The sequence below is a fragment of the Rhodococcus sp. GB-02 genome (assembly GCF_053470465.1).
Genome location: NZ_JBPUKE010000002.1, coordinates 388,313 through 409,212, shown reverse-complemented (window position 1 = coordinate 409,212; position 20,900 = coordinate 388,313). Strand labels below are relative to the sequence as shown.

The following is a 20,900-nucleotide window of genomic DNA, read 5'->3' as shown; positions in this document are numbered from 1 at the left end:
GAACCCACTCCCACGTCACGTCACGACGCGACGATTACACCGCGAGCCACCGACAACGCATCGGACAGAGCAATCCTGGTGTTGTCGTCGAGGGGCAGCAGGGGCCGGCGGGGAAGGCCGGCGTCGACGCCGAGAAATTCCAACCCGGCTTTGACCGTCGACGGCAGTCCGCGACTGACGAGCACCTTGAGTAGTGGCTCGATCTGTTCGAACACAGCGGCGGCACCCGACCGATCACCGGATTCGAGTAGATGCCAGAAGTGCACCACCTGTTCGGGGGCCAGACACGGGGCTGCCGTGCACCATCCGTTTGCACCGGAAGAGAAAGATTGCAGTGCAAGAGGATTGCTGCCGTTGAAGAAGGGGATCGTGCCACCGCTCAGTTCGTTGATGCGGTTCATCCGGGTGATGTCGCCGGTGGATTCCTTGATCATCGTGATGCCGTCGACGGTGGAGACGAGATCGACGAGAAAGTCCGGCGACATGTCGATACCGGTGGTGGCTGGATTGTTGTAGATCATCGTCGGAATGTCGACGGAATCGGCTACCGCAGTGACATGTTCACGAATCTCCTGCTCACCCAGATGCCAGTACGACGTGGGGAGGATCATCATTGCGTCGGCTCCGGCGTCTGCCGCGATCGATGCCCGGCGGAGTGCTCCCGCCGTCGTCAGATCCGACACTCCGACGACGGTGGGGACTCGGCGGTCGACGTAGTCGACAGTTTCCCGAGCGACCGTCTCCCACTCTGCATCGTCGAGATAGGCGCTCTCACCGGTGCTGCCGAGTGGGGCTATCGCGTCGACACCACTGCTGATCATGCTGTCGAGGAGCGTGTGTAGCGGCTTGGGATCGAATGCTCCGGTGTCCCGGTCGAACGGGGTGATGGGGTAGGCGACGATTCCCTTGATTGTGCTGCTCATGGGGTTCTCTGTTCTGTTGGTGGGAAACGAAATTCAGTTGGTCAGCGTGTCTGGGTGATTGCGGAGAGCCCGACGGGCGTAGTACGCGAAGTTCGCCTCGCTGCGCCGAGGGGTCAGTGTCCAATCGTGAGCCTCCTTCGCCAGGCGAGGCGGTAGCGGCTTGATGTCGCCGGCAGCCATTGCCAGCAACTGCAGCCGCGCGGCCCGCTCGATCAGATGCCCGAGGGAGCATGCTTCTTCGACCGTATTGCCGACGACGAGCTGGCCGTGGTGAGCGAGCAGAATTGCCCGCTTGTCACCGAGTGCAGCCGAAATGATTTCGCCCTCCTCGTTTCCCACAGGAACTCCGGGCCAATCGGCAAGAAATGCGCAATCGTCGTAGAGGGGTGCGATGTCCATCTGGGATACGGCGAGGGGAATCTCGAGCATCGACAACGCCGTCGCGTGCAATGGGTGGGTGTGGACGATGCAGTTGACGTCGGGTCGGGCGCGGTAGATCCAGCTGTGGAACCTGTTGGCGGGGTTCGGCATTCCCTCGCCGTCCAGAACCTCGAGATCCTCGTTGACCAGCAGGAGGTTTTCCTCGGTGATCTCGTCGAACCCGAGGCCGAGTCGCTGGGTGACAAACGTGCCAGGCCGCTCAGCGCGGGCGGATATCTGGCCGGCAAGGCCGGAATCGTGGCCGGCGTCCGACAGTGCCCGGCAGGTCAGCGCGATCTTCTGTCGAAGAGTCCAACTACCGGTGGTTACTTCGGTGAGCATCTTCGTCTCAGCGGTGGCCATGAGTTCTTGCTTGCTCGCATGCATCGTGTCGGTCATGGGTGTGCCTTTCTCGGGACTCGGGAGTGGATGACATACAGTCGACTATAGGACACAAAGTGTCATATGCGACGGAAATGTGCAACCTCAGGTTCATATGGTGCTGATCATCGCAGGTTAATCGGTTGGTAGGGTGATGACACAAAGTCTCGTGAGAGGAATCAAATGGCAGCGTTTCTGCGAACACATCGGCGTCGCGCCGGTCTGACGCTCGAGAGCTTGGCCGAGCAGACCGGTCTGACGAAGAGTTACCTCTCGAAGGTCGAGCGGGGCATCAGCACGCCGTCGATCGCGGTAGCACTCAAGATTGCGCGGGTGCTCGATGCCGATGTGGGACAACTGTTTTCGGACAGCATGGAGGGCAACGTCATGACGATCGCGCGTGCCAAAGACCGGGTGATCGACCCGGCTGCCTCGGCCGAGTCTTCTGTCTACGATCCGATCGCTCCGGCTCTGGTCGGAAAGGCTATGCAGCCGTTCGTGGTTCACCCGGCCTCGGTGATGGGCCCCAAGTTCATGGATCACACGGGGGAGGAATTCGTTTTCGTGCACTCCGGTTCCGTCGAATTCGAAATCCCCGGGCAGACGATGCACCTCGACGCCGGCGACAGCCTCTACTTCGACGCGAACACGCCACACCGGATGCGGTCGGTGACGGCAGATCGTGCGGTGGTGCTGGTTGTCGTCTACGACAAGCCTTCGACTGGATCGCCCAGCGGTGACTCACTGGAAGCGCACTGCGGGGTGGGCAGATGACGCTGGGGATCGACACGACACTGACGCTGCTGGCTGCCGGTCTGATCTTCCTTCTTTCCCTGTGTCTGGGAATCTGGAAGTACAGACAGATGGCCACCTCGGACAATCACCTCGCCCATCCGTATGTCGACATCGCCCACCGCGCTGCCCTGATGTACTCGTTTGCGACGCTGCTGATCGCGGTGTTCGTCGAACTCAGTGCGTGGCCGACGTGGATCAACCTGACCAGTGCCGCAGTGGTCGTGTTCTTCTTTCTCGCAGCGATCTTCAGCTACATCGCTCACGGTACGATGAAGGACACCGACAATCAGTTCGAGTCCGCCGGTCCTCCCCTGCACCTCGGAATGTTCCTGCTGATTCTCGGTGAGGTGGGCGGATTCGCGGTCCTGCTCGCAGGTTTCGTGAAAGGCCAGTTCTTCTGACCGGGCTTCAGCGTCGGTGCTCGTAGCCGATCCAGGCGCGTCGACGCTCACCCATCGGGTCGTTCTCCACCCCGGACGTCTCGTCGAAGATCATCGTTTGCCGCTCCGGGACGGAGTAGGCGGGCCAATCCTGGTCCGGCACTCCGTGTCGGGCGAAATGGATCCAGTGGCGCTGCATGGTGGAGGTCACCGCGGCCAGTCCGCGACGTCCACCGACCGCGGTCAAGGCCGCGGTGAGTGCATCCGAACGGCCGAAGACCGCAAGCAATTCGGTGGCATGGGTAGCGCCCATGCCGATGAGTCTGAGCAGGCGCGGCGCAAAATCGTAGCGGTAACTGTAGGTAGGAGCTACCTGGCAATGACCCTGTGCACACAGTATCGCCGGTTCCCAGAACGTGATGTCGCCGCCGAGATCTGCAGCAGCGAAACGATGCGGATACGTGGGATACGCCGCGAGCGCACGTGCTTTCACTTCAGGGGTGGTGTGGGAGAACATCTTCTCGATCCGAACCGGGTTGGTAGGCAAGATGTCGAGAACGCGCGGGAAGATTCTTCCCTCATGGAGATTCGAACCGACGAGCAGCGGAACGGGGTGGGCCCGTCCGGCGGCGAACACGTCGAGCGGGTGCTCGGGAAGAATGTCGTCACCCACTACAGGGGCGAACGCCCGTGTTCCGGGTTCTTCGTCCGCGCCGCGTCGCGCAAGTTCTTCGCCGGCATCGACCAGTTCCTTCACCGAGGCGGAGCGTAGCCACGAGGCTGGATCGGCTACCGGTGCGTCTGCGATCTCGAGGAACTCGCGCGCCCATCGATGCGCTCGATGCTTTCCGTACGCCGAAGCAGCCGGCGGACTTTGAGCAATGGCCCGAGCAAACAACCCTCGGGCCGTCGGCGTTGCCATCAGAGTTGTGACAGCGTTGGCGCCGGACGATTCACCGAAGACGGTGACGGCGTTCGGGTCACCACCGAAAGAGGCGATGTTGCGCTGGACCCACGTCAGCGCGGCGATCTGATCGCGCAATCCGAGGTTCGTGTCGAATGATTGTTCCGCAGTGGAATATTCACTGAAATCGAGGTAGCCCAACGCGCCGAGACGATATTGGATCGAGACGTAGACGATGTCGCCACGTTCGACCAGGCTCGTTCCGCGGTACATGGGCGTCGACGGATTCCCGCCGTTGTACGCGCCGCCGTGAACGAAGACCATGACCGGTCGCAACGAATCCGACGGCACCTGCGGGGCCACGACGTTGACGAAGAGTGAGTTCTCGTCGAAATCGCTTTTGCGCTGCGGAGACGGAGAGCCGAATGCTTCCGCGGGGCGGACACCATTCCAGGCCTTCACAGCCTGAGGTGCGCGAAATCTCCAGGGGCCGGTCGGGGGCGCTGCGTAGGGGATTGCCCGCCAGGTGCGCAGTCCTCGATCGAGTCGCCCGCGTACTACCCCGGAATCGAGAGTGACCTCGAGAGGACTCGTCACGGTAGGGAGATGTCGGTGCCGTGGCTACGGTAACCGCTGTATCCCGCCCAGGCCAAGCGTTGTTCACGTCTGGGATCGTTCTCGACGCGGACGATCTCGTCGAAGATCATGGTCCGACGCTCCTGCCCCTCGTAGCGCGGCCACGATCCGCGCGGCGAGCCGTGCTTGGCGAAGTGAAGCCAGTGTCCCTGAACGGATTCGGTGACTGCGCGCAGTCCGCGTCGACCGCCGGGAAGGGTGAGGCCGCGCCCGACAAGGGTGTCACCGATGCCGAAGACCGCGAACATCTCGAATCCGTGGGTGGCGTCGAGGCCGAGCCAGCGCATCATCGTCGGCGCGAAGTCGAATCGGTAGGCGTATGTCGGCGCCGATTGTGCGTGCGCTTGCATCAACTCCACGGACGGGTGCCAGAACGTGACGTCTCCGCCGACGTCGATCGCGGACTGCTCGTCCGGGTAGCCGGGATAGGTTGCGAGGATGCGCTTCCCGGCCTCGGGATCGGTGAGAGCGAACATGGTGTCGATGCGCGACGGGTTGGTCGGGAGTGCGTCGAGCACCTTCGGGAACAGGGTCCCCTCCCGTCTGTTGGTGCCGATGATCATCGGCACTTGGTGTGCCGATCCTTCTTTGAATGCGTCCAAGGGGGAGCGCGGCAGGAAATCGCCGTCGACGACCGGTCCGAAGGGATGTAGTCCAGGTGTGTTCGCGAGTACCTCGGCGCCCAGTCTGCTTCCGGCTCTGCCCAATTCGACGGCTGTCGCCGAGGTCAGGGCCTTCGCAGGCGGTAGGCCGGAATTGAGGATCTCGACGAAACGCGCACCCCAGGCATGCGATCGCTGCGTGCTCGAGACCAGATCCGGAGCCGAACTCTCGGCGATAGCCCCGACAAATAGTCCCCTGGCAGCCGGAGTCGCCATCAGGGTGGTGACGGCGGTGGCTCCGGCGGATTCACCGAAAATCGTGACTTTTTCAGGATCCCCACCGAAGGCGGCGATGTTGCGTTGCACCCACTGCAGGGCCGCGACCTGATCGCGCAGTCCGAGGTTGGAGTCGAATACGCGCTCGGATGTGGAGAACGGGGTGAAATCGAGGTAGCCCAGAGCGCCGAGCCGGTAGTTGATCGAGACGTAGACGACGTCGCCGCGTTCGACGAGGGACACACCGGAGTACAAGCCGGTCGCGGAGGTTCCGATGGTGTTCGCCCCGCCGTGGATGAAAACCATGACGGGACGCGGAGTATTGCCGGTGTTCGCGGGAGCGAGCACGTTGAGCGTCAGGCAGTCCTCGCTGCTCGGCTGGTACTTCCCGGGCGCGAGCAACAGCCCCTTCTTGTGTTGGACAGACGCGTCGCCGAACCTGGTCGCGTCGCGTTCTCCGGTCCACGGCGTGACCGGCTGGGGTCGCGTCAGACGCAGTGTTCCGACTGGCGGCCGGGCGTAGGGAATTCCGCGCCAGGCACGAAGTTTTCCCACCAGGCGGCCGCGCAGGGTGCCGTCGGCCGTGGTCACAAGTATGTCGGACGCCATGTCGCGACTATACGTACTTCGGGATCGCGTCAGCGGCGAGCCTCCAGCAATCGCAGCCAGATCTCACTGACCGTCGGATACGAGGGCACCGCATGCCAGAGAGTTTCGAGTGGGACGGCGCCGACCACCGCGATTGTCGCCGCGTGCACCAGTTCGGATACTTCGGGCCCGGCAAAAGTAGCGCCGAGGATCACGTCGGTGGCCTTGTCGATGACCAACTTCGCGCGCCCGGAGTAGTCGTCGCGCAGAAGCGAGGATCCCGCGACGGCGAGTTCGATCTCGACGACTTCGACGTCGTAGCCGTCGTCGCGAGCTTTCTTCTCGGTGCGTCCCACCCAGGCGATCTCGGGTGAGGTGAACACCACCTGGGGGACCTGTCCGTTGTCCGCCGACGCGGTGTATCGAGGTCCCCGCAGTCCCCGGCTCTCGGCCCGCGCAGCGATGACGTCTCCACAGACTCTCGCCTGATACTTGCCCATGTGGGTGAGGGGAGACCGACCGTTGATGTCTCCGACGGCGTAGAGCCATTCACCTTGGGCGCAGAGATGATCGTCGGTGGTGACGTACTTGCCGTCCTCGAGGCCGATGGCGGACAAGCCGAGATCGGCAGATGTCGGACCGCGGCCCGCCGCGACGATGACCTCGTCGACCTCGATCACGCCGGAAGATGTCTCGATGCTGACGGATCCACCGTGGATGTGACCTTCGCCGGTGTCCTTGGCATCGGGGCGTGACACCGAGTTGACGTCAGTGCTCAGTCGAACGTCCACACCGCGGGCGCCGAGTGCTTCGGCAACCATCGTTCCGGCAAACGGTTCTGCTGATTTCAACAGAGCATCGCCTCTCACGAGCAGCGTCACGTGAGCGCCGAACGACGACAACCACGTTGCGCACTCCGTTGCGACGACTCCGCCGCCGATGACCGCCACTCGCGACGGAACCTCGTGCAGGTTGGTCGCATCGCGCGAGGTCCACGGGAGCGCCTCGCGCAATCCCGGTGTCTTCGGGACGGTGGCAGTTGTGCCCGTGGCGAGTACGACTGCCTGGCGGGCGCGGAGCTTACGGGTCCCGTCGACGGTCACTGTTCGCTCGCCGTCGATCACTCCGTGGCCTTTGATCACGGTGATACCCACGGAGGTCGCCCAGTGGACCTGGGACGAATCGTCGTGGTTGTGGGTGAACGAGTCGCGCCGTTTCAGGACGGCCTCGACGTCCAGCGGTCCGGCCGGAATCCCGGGCAAGGCGTCGGCAGCTTCGAGGACCTGCCCTGGACGCAGTAACGCCTTGCTGGGCATACAAGCCCAATACGAGCATTCACCGCCGACCAGTTCGTGTTCCACGATTGCGGCGGTGCGATTGCTGCCGGCGATGGCGTATGCGGCGGCGTTCTCACCAGCGGGCCCACCGCCGATCACGATGACATCGAATTCGTCGGTCATGGCTCCACGGTATGCCGGATCAGTCCGAGTTCGCTCGGTTACTGCCGGGTACGAGAGCTCGATGGTGGCTACAGTTGCACCCATGACGCGGCAGAAGATTTTGATCACAGGTGCCAGTTCGGGTCTCGGGGAGGAGATGGCCAGGAGATTTGCCGCAGCAGGTCGCGATCTCGCGCTGTGTGCCCGGCGGACGGATCGCCTCGACACGCTGCGAGAGGAGTTGGTGGCGCAGTACCCGTCGATCAGCGTCGCAGTGCGCGAACTCGATGTGACCGAACACGATTCCGTCGTCAGGGTTTTCGGCGAGCTTCGCGATGAGCTGGGCGGTCTGGATCGGGTGATCGTCAACGCCGGGCTCGGCAAGGGCGCGAAGATCGGTACCGGAAAAGCGCACGCGAATCTCGCAACAGCGCAGACGAATTTTGTCGGTGCGCTGTCGCAGTGTGAAGCTGCGCTCGAGATCTTCCGCGCGCAGGACGCCGGACACCTGGTTCTCGTGTCCTCGATCAGCGCGGACCGGGGGCTACCCGGGCCGAAGGCGGCCTATTCGGCGAGCAAGGCAGGGGTAGCGGCTCTGGGTGAGGCGCTCAGTATCGAGTTGTCGCGCACACCCATTCGGGTCACGACGTTGCTGCCAGGCTTCATCAAAACCGACATGTCCGCCGGCGCCGGCGACGATGCTGCGCTCATGGCCAGTTTGGACGAAGGCGTCAGCGCGATGGTCGACGCCATCGAGAAGGAAACCACTCGGGCGGCACTACCCGGCCTCAAGTGGCAGGGGATAGACGCGGCTCTACGATTTCTGCCCAACTCGGTGACATCGAGGTTTGTCTGATGAGCATCCACATCTCGAACGGCAAGCCCCGGGTAGTGATCGTCGGTGGCGGCTTCGGCGGGCTGTACGCGGCGAGACGACTCAAGAAGGCCGACGTCGAGGTAGTTCTGATCGACCGGGGAACCAGCCATGTCTTCCAGCCGCTGCTCTACCAGTGCGCCACGGGTCTGCTCTCCGAAGGGCAGATCGCAAGTCCGCTGCGTCATCTACTCGAGGACAACAAGAACACCAACGTCGTTCTGGGCGAGGCTAAGTCGGTGGACGCGGACGCCGGAATACTGACTGCCAGTCGCTTCGACGGGTCGACCTTCGAATTGCCGTACGACTACCTGATCGTGGCGGCTGGAATGCGCCAGTCGTACCACGGCCAGGACAAGTTCATCAAATGGGCGCCAGGCATGAAAACCCTCGACGACGCTCTGGCGATCAGACGCAGTCTCATTGCTGCGTTCGAGATGGCTGAATCTCTCCCGACAGCGGAAGAACGTCGACCGTGGCTGACATTCGCCGTGGCTGGCGGCGGACCCACGGGCGTCGAATTAGCTGGACAGATCCGCGAATTGGCAATGCACGCGCTGACCAACGAGTTCCGGTCCATCGATCCGGACGAGGCCAGGGTACTGCTCTTCCACGGCGACGACCGGGTGCTGCCGTCGTTCAGTCGCAAGCTCTCCGCCGCCGCCAAACGTACTCTCGACGGGATCGGCGTCGAGACTCACCTCGGAGTGCACGTCACCGACGTGTGCGAGACCAGCATCGAGACGACGGACAAGAAGACAAAAGAGAAGCGGCATTACGAGACCCGCACGATTTTGTGGACCGCGGGCGTCGAAGCAGTGCCGTTCGCCGAGGCACTGGCCACGGCGCTGGGTGTGAAGCAGGTCGGCGCTGGCCGCATCGAGGTGGAAGCCGATCTGACCGTTCCCGGCCACCCGAACGTCTACGTGGTGGGCGACCTCATGTCGCGGGACAAACTTGCCGGGGTGGCCGAGGTCGCGATGCAGGGTGGCCGGCACGCCGGGGCCAGGATCGCGGCCACAGTCGAAAACGGTGCACCCAACCGAAAGCCTTTCAAGTACCGCGATCTTGGAACTGCGGCCTACATTTCGCGTCGCCACGCGTTGCTTCAGGCAGGGCCGGTTCAGTTGTCCGGGTTCATCGGCTGGGTGTCCTGGGGAATCATCCACATCGCGTTTCTCGCCGGGTTCCGCAACCGCGCCAGCACGGTGCTGAACTGGGGTGCAACCTTGGCGTCGAAAACTCGTCGGGAACGGGCAATCACGTACGGTGACCCGGAAACCGCTCGGCAGCCGTACAACTGACGCCTACTCCGTTTCGAACACAGGGTTCCCGGCTGCGTTGATCATCCACCACAGGCTGCCGACGCTCTGCCCGAGCATGTCGCCGGGAACCTTGTCGTCGAGATACCGATAGACGGGCTTGCCGTTGACGGTGATCTGGAACGATCCTTCGGGTCCGTCGACGGTGCCGATCACCGCGTCGATTCCTTCGACGATCGGTGAATCGGTGACCGAGGTGACCGCGGGCCAGTAACGCAGGCACGCTTCGTCGCACGATCCGGCTTGGGAGTTCTCCTCGTCCGGGTTGTAGACGTAGACCGTCATGCCCTCGCCGTCGACGGCGATCGTCCCGAGCGGGGAGTCGGCGGTCTTCAGCAAGGGTGCATCGGCAGCGGCAGGTGGTGACAGCGACGTCGAGATAGCGGTGACGTTGTCCGCGCTGTCCCCGGAATCGAGGGCGTCGGGCGAGCAACCGGTGAGGACGAGGGCGGTACTCGCAACCGTCGCGAACAACCACTGTCTGCGCATGACGTCTCCGTTTCTGGGCGGGAGTGCTCGGGACAAGCAATCGGGGATACCCGCTGCGGACGAGCTGAAAACGCTGGGTGATCGATCCCTCTTACGGATGACGTCCTGGAGGCGCTTGGGCAATTGCGTCGGGGCACCAGGAAGGCGTCGGGGCGGCCGTTTGCGGAACGACCGCTCGGCGGCGCCCAGATCGAACTCGTCAGGTTGCTGCGACGCAACCCGGGTCTGTCCGTGGCCGAGGCTGCCGGGCGATTGGTGCTCTCGGATGAGACGCGCGCCCGCGTCGAAGTGTGGCGTGATCGACGGAGTGTGATTGTCGGTCAAGCATTGTCGAGTCTGACCGGAGAAGACAGGACGAGTATCGAGGCTGCGCTACCGGCCCTGTCTCGATTGGCGAGCGCTCTGGCAGCAGCCGGATCAGAAGGTGAGGTTCAGTGAAATGCTGACACAGTTGTGGAAGAGCCGAGCGGCACCTTTTCATTGCCCTGGCGCACCCGCGGTCGAGCCCTGGCGCACCCGCGGTCGAGATCGACTCGGTCACATACAAGTTCGACGATGACCACGCGGCGCTACCTCGGGTACGTGCCACAACAGCTTTCGATCGAAAACGCATTGACCGCATGCGAGAATGTGACCTGGTTCGCGCGACTGTACGACGTCCCGCAGTCCGCTCTCCTTGTTGCGATCTTCTACGGAAACCAGATCATTTGGGAGCGTGACGGGGGAGTCCTCACCAAATTGATGGTCACGCCGACGCTGCGCGCTGCATTGGTGACAGGTAAGGCATTCGCCGCCGATATCCGCGCTGTCGCCCAGGCAGTGGTGGTCGTTGTCGTGGCGGCACTGCTGGGCGTGAGTATGACGTGGAACCCGCTCGAACTGTTCGGGGTCGGGTCGTCGTTGTCCGGGGCTCCTCGTTTTTTGCCTGCCTGTCGGTCGCGATCGCGGAAATCGTGCTCAAACGAGGTCGATTCACGGGCATCGGCCAGACAATCACCATGCCACTGTTCTTTGCCTTCAACGCGCTGTACCCGGTCGAACTCATGCCGACGCTGGTTCAGTGGCTCAGCCGCATTAACCCGCTGAGCTACGAGGTGTCAGCGCTGCTCGGAATCGTCACCGCCTCGGGACTATTGGGCCGGTTGACACGCCGACATCCACCCTGGACTAGTCGCGCGTGAACGGTGGGGCGTACGTGCTGCAATCCGGAGGGACGGCCGGGAGTCCTTCGGACGAGCGAAGTTTCTCCGCAATGGATGAGAGCAAGTCCTGCGATTCAGGGGAGAGATCGACCGCTTTTATGGCCAGAGAACGTAATTCGCTGTCGTGGAACTCTTCGACTACCGAACGGTCTTCTTCCGGAATCAGTTCGGGATCTTGGCGAGGTGTCGGGCCGAAGAAGTACTCTGCTGCTACGCCGAAGTAATCGGCCAATGCCAAAACGACTTGCTCCGACGGATTTGTGCGCACGCCACTTCGGAGTTGCGAAAGGTACGGAGTCGAAATCTTGCATCCTCGTTGTGAAAGAGCTTCCACAACTTGTGCGTTGGTGAGTCTAGGGGCTGTGGCCGGGTACAAGGCGTTCAAGCGGTCCTTGAATGAATCGGTCACATTTCCTCCCTCGAGCGTGACCCAGCGTCACAGCTACTTCGCAGTTTTCACATAGTAGACGACACGGTTATTCTGAACTCGAGTCGAAAGTCCTTTCACCTGCGAATATTTGGCGCGGCGAAATTCCAAAGACTTTGCAAAGTATGTGATTTTCGCCGCGTACTGACCGTTCGTTTTGCCAAGCTGTGCGGCGGTGGCGTATAAGCAAAAAGATGGTGGTTACCCCGTTGTGCTGCAGATTCTTTCGGCCGGTCCTATACATGAGGGTCGATGCATGTCGACACTGTCTGTAACGTGCGAGAACTGTCGGCGGTCGACGGCCGCGGCGATCCGTGGAGTTGGCGCGCCGTCCCTACTTCCTCAGCAGTTTCGATCGATGTTTACGCATTCCGAAAAGCGGCCGATTGGTATGTCACCGATGTTGGAGCGCAGCACATCTCGTCGCTCGCCACTATTTCATACCGGGCAGTCGGCGCCGTCGGCCTGTGTCCGGACATATTTCGGCAGCCTTCGGCGACGACAAACAGGTCTCGTGGAGCAGCATCAAAGTGTAGGACATGTCGAGAGTCGTCTTTGTATCTTTCGAGTCGGAATTGCCTGCTGCGTCTGGAGTAGTCGGCGCCCGCTTCAATAAGACGCCCTTCAGGGCGGCGCGGAGGGTGACAGTGGCAGGCGGCAATTCTGTCGCACAGACCTTCCGATTCGTCCCTGCATCGCTGTCGATATGTTGCACACCTGAACCACGCCTGCCTCGATTCTGATCAGCGGCCTATGGCACGGGGCTTGCTGACCGGCGCATACTGGTTACAACGCGGTGTTTGAAGGGCAGGACTGGCATGGTCAGTGTCGAGAAGTGGGCGATGTGGGATTCCGCCGTGGAGGTGGACGTCACCGAAGGCGCTGCGCTGCCCGCAGCACACGAGTTGATCGCAGCTGCCATCGACGAGACCGAGGCGGTGTGCGACCTTGGCCGGGGCGACGCCGAGATTCATGCCGTGAATCTCGCTCAGGGAACTCCGGTCAAAGTGACACGACGTATGTCGGCTCTGCTGCGGTCGGCGCTGTGGGCGGCCCGTATGACCGGCGGTGCAGTCAATCCGCTTGCCGACAACTACTCCGAGGACGAATCCATCCCTCCGGTGCACCCGACCCCGACCTTCGAGGACGTACAGCTCGACGGTGACGTGGTGTACGCGCCGTGGGGTGCGTCGTTCGACATCACCGGAGTTGCCAAGGCGGACACCGTCGATCGCGCCGCGCAGATCGTCGCTGCCGAATTGCAATGTGGCGTTGCCGTCCGGATCGGCGACGTGATCGCCACTGCCGGCCATGCACCGGCCGGTGGCTGGCAGATTCCGGTGCCAGGCAGCGAAGAAGTCGAGCTGATCAACGGAACCGCGATGGCGACGGCGCGGGCGTTAGAGCTGCCCTCCTGGGAACCCAACCAAGAGCGGCCCTCCACGGAGTGGGCGCAGGTCTCGGTGATCGCGGACGATGCTGTGTGGGCATACGCCGCGAGCGAAGCAGCGTTGATCCGAGGCATCAGCGCCATCAAATGGGTTGAACAGCAAGAGCTTCGCGCTCGGCTCGTCGACCAATCCGGACGTGTGTACACAACGGAGAGTTGGTTCGGCCCAGCCGCCGCGTGAAGTCAGGCCCGTCCGCGCTCCTTGCGGTACCACTGCACCAGAGCGTCTGTAGATGTGTCGCCGAGGTCGCCGGGTGCTGCTTCGGAAGAGAGCGCAGGCCCCAGTTCCAGCGCTTGTGTCTTGCCGAGTTCGACGCCCCACTGATCGAACGGATTGACACCCCACACAGCACCTTCGACGAATACCTGATGCTCGTAGAGGGCGATCAACTGACCGACGACCGAGGGTGTCAATTCCTTCGACAAGATGGTGCTCGAGGGCCGGTTGCCGGGCATCACCTTGTGCGGCACCAACTCCGGTGCCGTGCCCTCTGACGCGATCTCTTCAGCCGTCTTGCCGAACGCGAGAACCTTGGTCTGAGCGAAGAAGTTACTCATGAGCAGATCGTGCATGGATCCCGTGCCGTCCGCTGTCGGTAGATCGTCGGTGGATTCCGCGAAGCCGATGAAATCGGCAGGCACGAGCCAGGTGCCCTGATGCAGGAGCTGATAGAACGCGTGCTGCCCGTTGGTTCCAGGCTCGCCCCAGAAGATCTCACCGGTGGACGTGGTCACCGGTGAGCCATCGGCGCGCACCGACTTGCCGTTGGACTCCATGGTCAGCTGCTGCAGGTACGCGGGAAAGCGCAACAAGTCGTTGGAGTACGGCAGAACTGCGCGGGACTGAGCGCCGAAGAAGTTGGAGTACCAGAGCCCGATGAGGCCGAGGAGGACCGGCGCGTTCTGCTCGAGCGGTTGGTTTCGGAAATGCGTGTCGATCTGGTGGAAACCGTCGAGGAACTCCGCAAAACGAACGGGTCCGACGGCGCACATGACCGACAAGCCGATCGCCGAGTCGACCGAGTAGCGCCCGCCGACCCAATCCCAGAAACCGAACATGTTCGCGGTGTCGATGCCGAACTCCCCCACGCGGTCACCGTGGGTGGAGACTGCGACGAAATGCTTGGCTACGGCAGAGACGTCTTCGCTGCCCAGACCGGCGAACAGCCAACGCTTTGCCGCGGTCGCGTTGGTGAGTGTCTCGAGGGTCGAGAAGGTCTTGGACGCGACGATGAAGAGCGTCGTCTCCGGATCGAGGTCGTCGAGTTGCCCGACCAGATCGACAGGGTCGATGTTGGAGACGAACCGGACGCTGATTCCGGCGTCGGCGTAATGCCGGAGCGCGCGATAGACCATCACGGGCCCGAGGTCGGAACCACCGATGCCGATGTTGACGATGGTGCGGATGCGTTTGCCGGTGGCGCCGGTCCACTCGCCGCTGCGCACGCGATCCGCGAAAGCGCCCATCGCGTCCAGAACCTCGTGAACGTCCGCGACGACGTCCTGACCGTCGACAATGAGAGCAGAATCCTTCGGCAGACGCAGCGCTGTGTGCAGCACGGCGCGGTCTTCCGAAGTGTTGATGTGATCTCCCGCGAACATCGCGTCGCGTCGTGCCTCGACGCCGGCCTCACGGGCAAGGTCGACGAGCAGTGTGAGAGTCTCGCGGCTGACTCGATGCTTGCTGTAGTCGATGTGAAGATCACCGGCGTCGATCGTCAGCTCTCGCCCTCGGGCTGGATCGTCCTGGAAGAGTTCTCGCAGGTGAACGCCTTCGATGTCGGCGTAATGAGCGCGCAGTTTCTGCCAGGCTGAGGTTCCGGTGATATCAGTGCTCACGATCATCGACTTTAGTGGCACCGGCTGGAAACTTCCTCGCGAGTCTTACTCGCCCGCAGACGTACGCGACTCTGGCGAGCATCATGTAACCCATGGACACATTCGAATTCATTCGATCAGTTCCCACCCAGTTGTTCGTCGGCGGCCGGTTCGTCCCCGCGGAGAACAACGCGACCTTCCCGGTATCCGATCCGGCGACCGGGAAACCGTTGACCGATGTCGCCGATGCGAGCCCCGCGGACGCGCTGCGCGCGCTCGACGAAGCAGTGGCCGTCTCGCCACAATGGGCGAGCACACCTGCGCGCGAGCGTGGTGAAATCCTGCGAGCCGTCTTCGAGAAGATCACCGAGCGCGCCGAGGACGTGGCGCTGCTGATGACCCTCGAAATGGGCAAGGCACTCGCCGAAAGCCGCGCCGAGGTGAAGTACGGGGCGGAGTTCTTCCGGTGGTTCAGTGAGGAGGCCGTTCGCATCGGCGGGCGCTACACGGCGGCGCCGGCGGGCAACGGCCGGATCCTCGTCACCAAGGCGCCGGTCGGACCGTGTCTGGCCATCACGCCCTGGAATTTCCCGTTGGCGATGGGTACCCGGAAGATCGGACCGGCTTTGGCTGCCGGATGCACGATCATCGTCAAGCCCGCCTCGGAGACCCCGTTGACGATGCTGCTGCTCGCTCAGCTCATGGCCGAGGCAGGGCTGCCAGATGGTGTCCTCTCGGTGTTGCCGACGTCGAAATCCGGTGAAGTGACCGGCCCGCTCATCGACGATCCGCGATTGCGCAAGCTCACCTTCACCGGGTCGACCGGCGTCGGCAAGATGCTGGTGGAGAAGTCCGCGAAGCGCTTGCTCCGCACGTCGATGGAATTGGGTGGCAACGCGCCCTTCGTCGTGTTCGACGACGCGGACGTCGACAAGGCAGTCGAGGGTGCGGTACTGGCCAAGCTTCGCAACGGAGGCGAAGCCTGCACCGCCGCCAACCGGTTCCATGTCGCCAACGCCGTGCGTGAGGAGTTCACGACCAAGCTGACCGAGAAGATGGCGGCGTTCACGATGGGACCGGGTACCGACCCGGAGACGAAGCTCGGCCCGCTGATCAACCAGAACCAGCTCGACACGGTCGCAGAGTTGGTTGCAGATGCGGTGGATGCCGGGGCGAAGGTGCGACTGGGCGGCGAAGCGCCAGGTGGTGAGGGGTACTTCTATCCGGCCACGGTGTTGGCCGACGTTCCGGCGAGCGCGCGGATACTGAAGGAAGAGGTGTTCGGACCCGTTGCCGCGATCACCGGCTTCGACACCGAAGCCGAAGGCATCGCGGCCGCTAACGACACCGAGTTCGGATTGGCGGCGTACATCTTCACGAGGGATCTCGACCGTGCGCTTCGGGTCTCCGACGCACTGGAATCAGGAATGATCGGCGTCAACCGCGGAGTGATCTCGGACGCGGCAGCGCCGTTCGGTGGTGTGAAGGAATCCGGATTCGGCCGCGAGGGCGGGACCGAGGGGATCGAGGAATACCTGAACACGAAGTACATCGCGCTCGAGAACTGATACACACACGAACGGCTACATCGGGACTGCCAGAGGCATCCGATGTAGCCGTTCGCAAGTGATCTGGGTGTGCGCTAGTGGCCCAGGCGTCCGCGGCCCAGGCGCAGGAGCAGCATCGCGAGGGTGTGGCCTTCCTGACCCAGCTCGTTGAACCGTTCGAGGACCTTCATCTCTCGGCTGTGCACCAGACGCGGACCACCCGATGCCATCCGGGTACGGCCGATGATCTGGGAGACCTCGGAGCGGCGTTTGATGGCCGCGAGGATCTCGGCGTCGAGACGGTCGATTTCTTTCCGTAGTTCGTCGATCTCCGCCTCACTCTGGGGGATCTCGACGTCTGTCGGAGCAGTATTTACAGTATTTCCATTGGGTGCTGCAGCCTGGGTGCTCATTGCTATTCGTCTCCTCTTCCTACTGCGTGGATCGTGGTCTCGGCTCGGGTCGTTACCGATCCAGGCGCACTGACGAAAATGCCCCGGATCCGATTCGGACCAGGGGCGGGTGAGCTGTTCAGATCACGTGCACCGAGGTCCGGGGCACGTAAAGTAACGCCACAGCGGGCCGACGGGGTCGGCCGTGTTGTCGCGAACGGAAATGCTGAACATGGCGTCCAGTTTGCCATGCTCGACACAGGTAATCCAAGTGCCTCTACCAGCAGGTGGACGCACTGACGACCGTGTCGGTGGACGCCGGTAGCGTGGACAGGCGATGAACACGTACCCAGCACTCGGTGAGCACGACGGACATTCCCATCACGACGGGGGCGGCGCGCGGGGACACGACGCGGGTTCGGACGCCCTCCTCGAGGGGCTCAACCCGCAGCAACGCGAGGCCGTGGTCCATGCCGGTTCGCCGTTGCTGATCGTTGCGGGTGCCGGCTCGGGCAAAACGGCAGTGCTGACGCGTCGCATCGCCTATCTGTTGGCCGAACGGGGTGTCACTCCCGGTCAGATCCTGGCCATCACCTTCACCAACAAGGCTGCAGCCGAGATGCGTGAGCGTGTGGCCGCGCTTGTCGGACCGCGCGCCAACGCCATGTGGGTATCGACGTTCCACTCCAGTTGTGTTCGCATCCTGCGGGCACAGGCGGCGCTCCTGCCCGGTCTCAACTCGAATTTCTCGATCTACGATTCCGACGACTCGCGTCGACTGCTGACGATGATCTCGAAGGACCTCGAGCTCGACACCAAACGATTCTCCGCGCGGCTTCTCGCCACGCACATCTCCAACCTCAAGAACGAACTCGTCGGACCGGAAGAAGCGGTTGTCGCGGCCGATCAGGATCCGGCGGAACTGCCGCGACTGATCGCCAAGGTCTACGGCCACTACCAACAGCGACTGCGAGCTGCGAACGCACTCGACTTCGACGACCTCATCGGTGAGACCGTTGCGCTCTTGCAGGCGTTTCCGCAGATCGCCGAGTACTACCGTCGCCGCTTCCGTCACGTGCTCGTCGACGAGTACCAGGACACCAACCACGCGCAGTACATGCTGGTGCGTGAACTGGTCGGCGGTGCCGGCGAGTCCGACCACGCCGTTGCCCCGGCCGAATTGTGCGTCGTCGGTGACGCCGATCAGTCGATCTACGCATTCCGCGGAGCTACCATCCGCAACATCGAAGAGTTCGAACGCGACTACCCGGACGCTCGGACCATCCTTCTCGAACAGAACTACCGTTCGACGCAGAACATTCTGTCTGCGGCCAACTCCGTGATTTCCAAGAACACCGGACGACGAGAAAAGCGCTTGTGGACCGATTCCGGTGAGGGCGAACTGATCGTCGGTTACGTTGCAGACAACGAGCACGACGAAGCATCGTTTGTCGCCTCGGAGATCGATCGTCTGGTGGACCAGGGCGAGACCAAGTTCGCCGACATCGCGGTCTTCTACCGGACCAACAACTCCTCACGTGCGCTCGAGGAAATCTTCATCCGACTCGGAGTGCCGTACAAGGTGGTCGGCGGCGTTCGCTTCTACGAACGCAAGGAAGTTCGTGACATCGTCGCGTACCTGCGCGTCCTCGCCAACGAAGACGACACCGTGAGCCTGCGACGCATTCTCAACACACCACGACGCGGTATCGGTGATCGAGCCGAAGCCTGCGTCGCCGTGCACTCCGAGCACCGCAACATCAGCTTCGCCGCCGCACTGCGCGACGGCGCGGAAGGCAAAGTGGCGCTGCTCAATACGCGGTCACAGAAGGCCATCGCGTCGTTCCTCGAGATGATGGACGGGCTGCGGGCCCTGCTGCCGACACCAGCCGCCGACGAGGACGAACCCTTCGAACTCGGTGACATCGGTGAGGTCGCCGAGGCAGTGCTCGAGCGAACCGGCTACCGCGCCGAGCTTGCGGCCAGCAGCGATCCACAGGACGGCGCGCGACTCGACAACTTGAACGAACTCGTCAGCGTGGCAAGAGAATTCAGCTCCGACGCACGAAACGCGGCCGGGCTGATCGATCCGGACGACGAGGAAACCGCAGCAATGCGTGAAGGCGAACCCGATCCGGGTTCGCTTGCCGCCTTCCTCGAACGGGTATCGCTTGTCGCCGACGCCGATCAACTGCCGGACTCTGACGACGGCGTCGTGACCATGATGACGCTTCACACCGCCAAGGGCCTCGAGTTCCCGGTCGTCTTCGTCACCGGCTGGGAGGACGGACAGTTCCCGCACATGCGCGCCCTCGGCGATCCTGCAGAGCTGTCCGAAGAGCGTCGACTTGCCTACGTCGGCATCACCCGAGCCAGGCAGCGCCTGTACCTGACGCGCGCGATCATTCGTTCGGCATGGGGGCAACCGATCCAGAACCCGGCGTCACGATTCATTCAGGAGATCCCGGAGGACCTGATCAACTGGCGCCGCGAGGATCCGGGCACCGGTGGTGGATTCGGTAGTGGCAGGCCAGGTTACGGCAGCGGAAGTCGCTACGGCAGCCAGGGCGGACAGGGATACGGTGGCGGGCAGAACTACGGGGGAGGGTCTGGCAAGGCCGCGTCGACTCCCAGTTTCGGAGCCGCGCGCGGCCGCAACAACGTTCTGGTCCTCACCACGGGTGATCGCGTCAGTCACGACAAATACGGTCTGGGTACCGTTCTCGAAACCAAGGGCACCGGACCCACCGCGACCGTCACCATCGACTTCGGTAGCGCCGGCAAGGTGCGGTTGATGCTCATCGGCGGTGTGCCGATGGTCAAGCTGTAGAAGGCAGACAAAAACTTCCGGCCCGCACCTGAAAAAGGTGCGGGCCGGAAGTTTTTTCAGAAGTGTTGGGCTTGCGATCAGTCCTGCTCGATACCGAGGCTGATGCCGCGCGATGCGAGCCAGGGGAGGGGATCGATCTTGTTCTCGCCGGCGAGGTGAACCTCGAAGTGAAGGTGCGGGCCGGTGGAGAAGCCGCGGTTGCCGACGGTGGCGATCTGGTCACCGGCCATGACCTGCTGACCGACGGTGACGGTCGACGTGTCGATGTGGCCGTAGACGGTGATCGTTCCGTCCGCGTGCTGCAGGCGGACCCACATGCCGAATCCGGAAGCCGGGCCCGAATCGATGACCTTGCCGTCGGCGACGGCGACGATGGGCGTCCCGATCGGGGCGGCGATGTCGACGCCCGCGTGCAGGGTGCCCCAGCGGGTACCGAAGTTGGACGTGAAGGTTCCGACTGCGGGCAGGACGAACAGCGGGCGACGGGCAGCGGCCTCGCGTGCGGCGCGCTCGTCACTGAAACGCTGGCCCTTGGCAAGCAGGTTGCTGAACTGGGAAAGATCGGTCGGTGCCGCGACGTTGAGGACCTGGGGTGCGTCGGCCTCGGTGGTGGCTGCCGTGGAGGTGGCCGGAGCGAATTGAGCGGCCTGCGGTTCTGCGGTGGTGCCGATCGCGGAGGACTCGTTGGCGAGTGCAACTTCCGAGTGGTCGGCGGCGGAGGAGGAACCGTCGTTGACGACTGCCTGGCCCGCGGCGACAACTGCGCCGGCGGCAACGGCCAGAACGGCGGCGCGGCCCTTGAGAGCAGAGGGAGGTGTGGGGAGTCGGTGAGCACCGCTGCGGCGAACCGGGGATTCGACATCGACTGTCGGTGCGGAGGAGGCATAAGTGGGGGTGCTGATCACGTCGGACTCGACGAGCTCGTGAGAGTCGGAATCTGACGACGTGGAGGATGAATTTCGAGTGAACATATCGGTAGAGATCTCAGAACTTTTGGTCTCGGTGTAACGCCTGGCCGAGTGCGCTGGATAAGTGGTCGTGACCTCGTCTGGAGCTGAGTTCGAGAACCTACTAGCGGTGAACTGGCTGCGGTGATGCATATGCCGGTTCTCTCCTCGAGTTCGTGATCAGCCCGTGACTTAGACCGACTGACGGTAACGAAATGATTGCGATGGGCGCAAGCCGTAGCGGAAACCCGTCCGATT

The 20,900-nt window shown here is 62.9% G+C and carries 18 protein-coding genes and 1 pseudogene; 9 read left to right on the top strand and 10 right to left on the bottom strand.

The window, feature by feature from the left end:
- Positions 1-20 precede the first annotated feature (20 nt).
- On the bottom strand, positions 21-923 hold the full coding sequence (locus ACSW29_RS14985) for a dihydrodipicolinate synthase family protein (protein ID WP_448277594.1): 903 nt from the start codon (positions 921-923) through the stop codon (positions 21-23).
- 33 nt (positions 924-956) lie between these two features.
- Positions 957-1,742 carry an aldolase gene (locus tag ACSW29_RS14980; protein ID WP_448277593.1) on the bottom strand — a complete coding sequence of 262 codons (786 nt, stop codon included), beginning with the start codon at positions 1,740-1,742 and terminating at the stop codon, positions 957-959.
- A gap of 165 nt (positions 1,743-1,907) precedes the next feature.
- Between ACSW29_RS14980 and ACSW29_RS14975 the strand changes: the two genes are divergently transcribed.
- A complete protein-coding gene (locus ACSW29_RS14975; protein ID WP_448277592.1) occupies positions 1,908-2,498 on the top strand; it encodes a helix-turn-helix domain-containing protein in 591 nt (196 codons plus the stop codon).
- Complete coding sequence (locus ACSW29_RS14970; protein WP_317827330.1) at positions 2,495-2,920, top strand: hypothetical protein; 426 nt, start codon at positions 2,495-2,497, stop codon at positions 2,918-2,920. Before ACSW29_RS14975 ends, ACSW29_RS14970 begins: the two co-directional genes overlap by 4 nt.
- A 7-nt stretch (positions 2,921-2,927) precedes the next feature.
- Here the strand turns inward: ACSW29_RS14970 and ACSW29_RS14965 are convergent, their stop codons facing one another.
- From ACSW29_RS14965 to ACSW29_RS14955, 3 genes are read right to left on the bottom strand one after another with little or no spacing between them, the layout of a single operon-like run.
- Positions 2,928-4,400 carry a carboxylesterase/lipase family protein gene (locus ACSW29_RS14965; RefSeq protein WP_317827329.1) on the bottom strand — a complete coding sequence of 491 codons (1,473 nt, stop codon included), beginning with the start codon at positions 4,398-4,400 and terminating at the stop codon, positions 2,928-2,930.
- Positions 4,397-5,926, bottom strand: a complete 1,530-nt coding sequence (locus ACSW29_RS14960; RefSeq protein WP_448277591.1) for a carboxylesterase/lipase family protein — start codon at positions 5,924-5,926, stop codon at positions 4,397-4,399. Before ACSW29_RS14960 ends, ACSW29_RS14965 begins: the two co-directional genes overlap by 4 nt.
- 29 nt (positions 5,927-5,955) lie before the next feature.
- Entirely contained in the window at positions 5,956-7,365 is a 1,410-nt protein-coding gene (locus ACSW29_RS14955; RefSeq protein ID WP_448277590.1) for a dihydrolipoyl dehydrogenase family protein, read from the bottom strand.
- Positions 7,366-7,447: 82 nt separating this feature from the next.
- Here ACSW29_RS14955 and ACSW29_RS14950 point away from each other — a divergent pair, with 82 nt between their 5' ends.
- Together ACSW29_RS14950 and ACSW29_RS14945 are read left to right on the top strand one after the other, a co-directional pair.
- Positions 7,448-8,200, top strand: a complete 753-nt coding sequence (locus ACSW29_RS14950) for an SDR family oxidoreductase (RefSeq protein WP_448277589.1) — start codon at positions 7,448-7,450, stop codon at positions 8,198-8,200.
- Positions 8,200-9,522 carry an NAD(P)/FAD-dependent oxidoreductase gene (locus ACSW29_RS14945; RefSeq protein WP_317827325.1) on the top strand — a complete coding sequence of 441 codons (1,323 nt, stop codon included), beginning with the start codon at positions 8,200-8,202 and terminating at the stop codon, positions 9,520-9,522. The genes ACSW29_RS14950 and ACSW29_RS14945 overlap by 1 nt, the downstream gene beginning before the upstream one ends.
- Before the next feature lie 3 nt (positions 9,523-9,525).
- Here ACSW29_RS14945 and ACSW29_RS14940 read toward each other — a convergent pair whose 3' ends face one another.
- Positions 9,526-10,029, bottom strand: coding sequence for a COG4315 family predicted lipoprotein (locus tag ACSW29_RS14940; protein WP_317827324.1), 504 nt, complete (start codon positions 10,027-10,029; stop codon positions 9,526-9,528).
- 123 nt (positions 10,030-10,152) lie between these two features.
- Between ACSW29_RS14940 and ACSW29_RS14935 the strand changes: the two genes are divergently transcribed.
- Together ACSW29_RS14935 and ACSW29_RS14930 are read left to right on the top strand one after the other, a co-directional pair.
- Positions 10,153-10,467, top strand: coding sequence for a hypothetical protein (locus ACSW29_RS14935; RefSeq protein ID WP_448277588.1), 315 nt, complete (start codon positions 10,153-10,155; stop codon positions 10,465-10,467).
- 69 nt (positions 10,468-10,536) lie between these two features.
- Positions 10,537-11,210 (top strand): annotated as a pseudogene (locus ACSW29_RS14930) (ABC transporter permease).
- Here ACSW29_RS14930 and ACSW29_RS14925 read toward each other — a convergent pair.
- Positions 11,197-11,640: a helix-turn-helix domain-containing protein gene (locus tag ACSW29_RS14925; protein ID WP_332113009.1), complete on the bottom strand. Its 444-nt coding sequence runs from the start codon at positions 11,638-11,640 to the stop codon at positions 11,197-11,199. The pseudogene ACSW29_RS14930 and the gene ACSW29_RS14925 overlap by 14 nt on opposite strands.
- Before the next feature lie 836 nt (positions 11,641-12,476).
- Here ACSW29_RS14925 and ACSW29_RS14920 point away from each other — a divergent pair.
- Positions 12,477-13,289, top strand: a complete 813-nt coding sequence (locus tag ACSW29_RS14920) for an FAD:protein FMN transferase (RefSeq protein ID WP_448277587.1) — start codon at positions 12,477-12,479, stop codon at positions 13,287-13,289.
- Between the two features lie 2 nt (positions 13,290-13,291).
- Here ACSW29_RS14920 and pgi read toward each other — a convergent pair whose 3' ends face one another.
- Positions 13,292-14,947: a glucose-6-phosphate isomerase gene (pgi, locus tag ACSW29_RS14915; RefSeq protein ID WP_317827321.1), complete on the bottom strand. Its 1,656-nt coding sequence runs from the start codon at positions 14,945-14,947 to the stop codon at positions 13,292-13,294.
- Between the two features lie 92 nt (positions 14,948-15,039).
- On the opposite strand from pgi, the gene ACSW29_RS14910 reads away from it, so the two are divergent.
- The gene (locus tag ACSW29_RS14910) at positions 15,040-16,494 is read left to right on the top strand and encodes an NAD-dependent succinate-semialdehyde dehydrogenase (protein ID WP_448277586.1); all 1,455 of its coding nucleotides are present in this window, start codon (positions 15,040-15,042) and stop codon (positions 16,492-16,494) included.
- A gap of 74 nt (positions 16,495-16,568) precedes the next feature.
- Here ACSW29_RS14910 and ACSW29_RS14905 read toward each other — a convergent pair whose 3' ends face one another.
- Complete coding sequence (locus ACSW29_RS14905) at positions 16,569-16,886, bottom strand: chorismate mutase (RefSeq protein ID WP_020908651.1); 318 nt, start codon at positions 16,884-16,886, stop codon at positions 16,569-16,571.
- 316 nt (positions 16,887-17,202) lie between these two features.
- On the opposite strand from ACSW29_RS14905, the gene pcrA reads away from it, so the two are divergent.
- Positions 17,203-19,695 (top strand): DNA helicase PcrA, encoded by a 2,493-nt coding sequence (gene pcrA, locus ACSW29_RS14900; protein WP_448277585.1) that lies wholly within the window; start codon positions 17,203-17,205, stop codon positions 19,693-19,695.
- Between the two features lie 77 nt (positions 19,696-19,772).
- Here the strand turns inward: pcrA and ACSW29_RS14895 are convergent, their stop codons facing one another.
- On the bottom strand, positions 19,773-20,795 hold the full coding sequence (locus ACSW29_RS14895; protein WP_448277584.1) for a M23 family metallopeptidase: 1,023 nt from the start codon (positions 20,793-20,795) through the stop codon (positions 19,773-19,775).
- Positions 20,796-20,900 lie beyond the last annotated feature (105 nt).

Bases quoted from the DNA above. Each gene is read 5' to 3' on its own strand.
- ACSW29_RS14985 (WP_448277594.1), bottom strand. From the start codon at position 923: ATGAGCAGCACAATCAAGGGAATCGTCGCCTACCCCATCACCCCGTTC.
- ACSW29_RS14980 (WP_448277593.1), bottom strand. From the start codon at position 1,742: ATGACCGACACGATGCATGCGAGCAAGCAAGAACTCATGGCCACCGCT.
- ACSW29_RS14975 (WP_448277592.1), top strand. From the start codon at position 1,908: ATGGCAGCGTTTCTGCGAACACATCGGCGTCGCGCCGGTCTGACGCTC.
- ACSW29_RS14970 (WP_317827330.1), top strand. From the start codon at position 2,495: ATGACGCTGGGGATCGACACGACACTGACGCTGCTGGCTGCCGGTCTG.
- ACSW29_RS14960 (WP_448277591.1), bottom strand. From the start codon at position 5,926: ATGGCGTCCGACATACTTGTGACCACGGCCGACGGCACCCTGCGCGGC.
- ACSW29_RS14955 (WP_448277590.1), bottom strand. From the start codon at position 7,365: ATGACCGACGAATTCGATGTCATCGTGATCGGCGGTGGGCCCGCTGGT.
- ACSW29_RS14950 (WP_448277589.1), top strand. From the start codon at position 7,448: ATGACGCGGCAGAAGATTTTGATCACAGGTGCCAGTTCGGGTCTCGGG.
- ACSW29_RS14945 (WP_317827325.1), top strand. From the start codon at position 8,200: ATGAGCATCCACATCTCGAACGGCAAGCCCCGGGTAGTGATCGTCGGT.
- ACSW29_RS14940 (WP_317827324.1), bottom strand. From the start codon at position 10,029: ATGCGCAGACAGTGGTTGTTCGCGACGGTTGCGAGTACCGCCCTCGTC.
- ACSW29_RS14920 (WP_448277587.1), top strand. From the start codon at position 12,477: ATGGTCAGTGTCGAGAAGTGGGCGATGTGGGATTCCGCCGTGGAGGTG.
- ACSW29_RS14910 (WP_448277586.1), top strand. From the start codon at position 15,040: ATGGACACATTCGAATTCATTCGATCAGTTCCCACCCAGTTGTTCGTC.
- ACSW29_RS14905 (WP_020908651.1), bottom strand. From the start codon at position 16,886: ATGAGCACCCAGGCTGCAGCACCCAATGGAAATACTGTAAATACTGCT.
- pcrA (WP_448277585.1), top strand. From the start codon at position 17,203: ATGAACACGTACCCAGCACTCGGTGAGCACGACGGACATTCCCATCAC.
- ACSW29_RS14895 (WP_448277584.1), bottom strand. From the start codon at position 20,795: ATGCATCACCGCAGCCAGTTCACCGCTAGTAGGTTCTCGAACTCAGCT.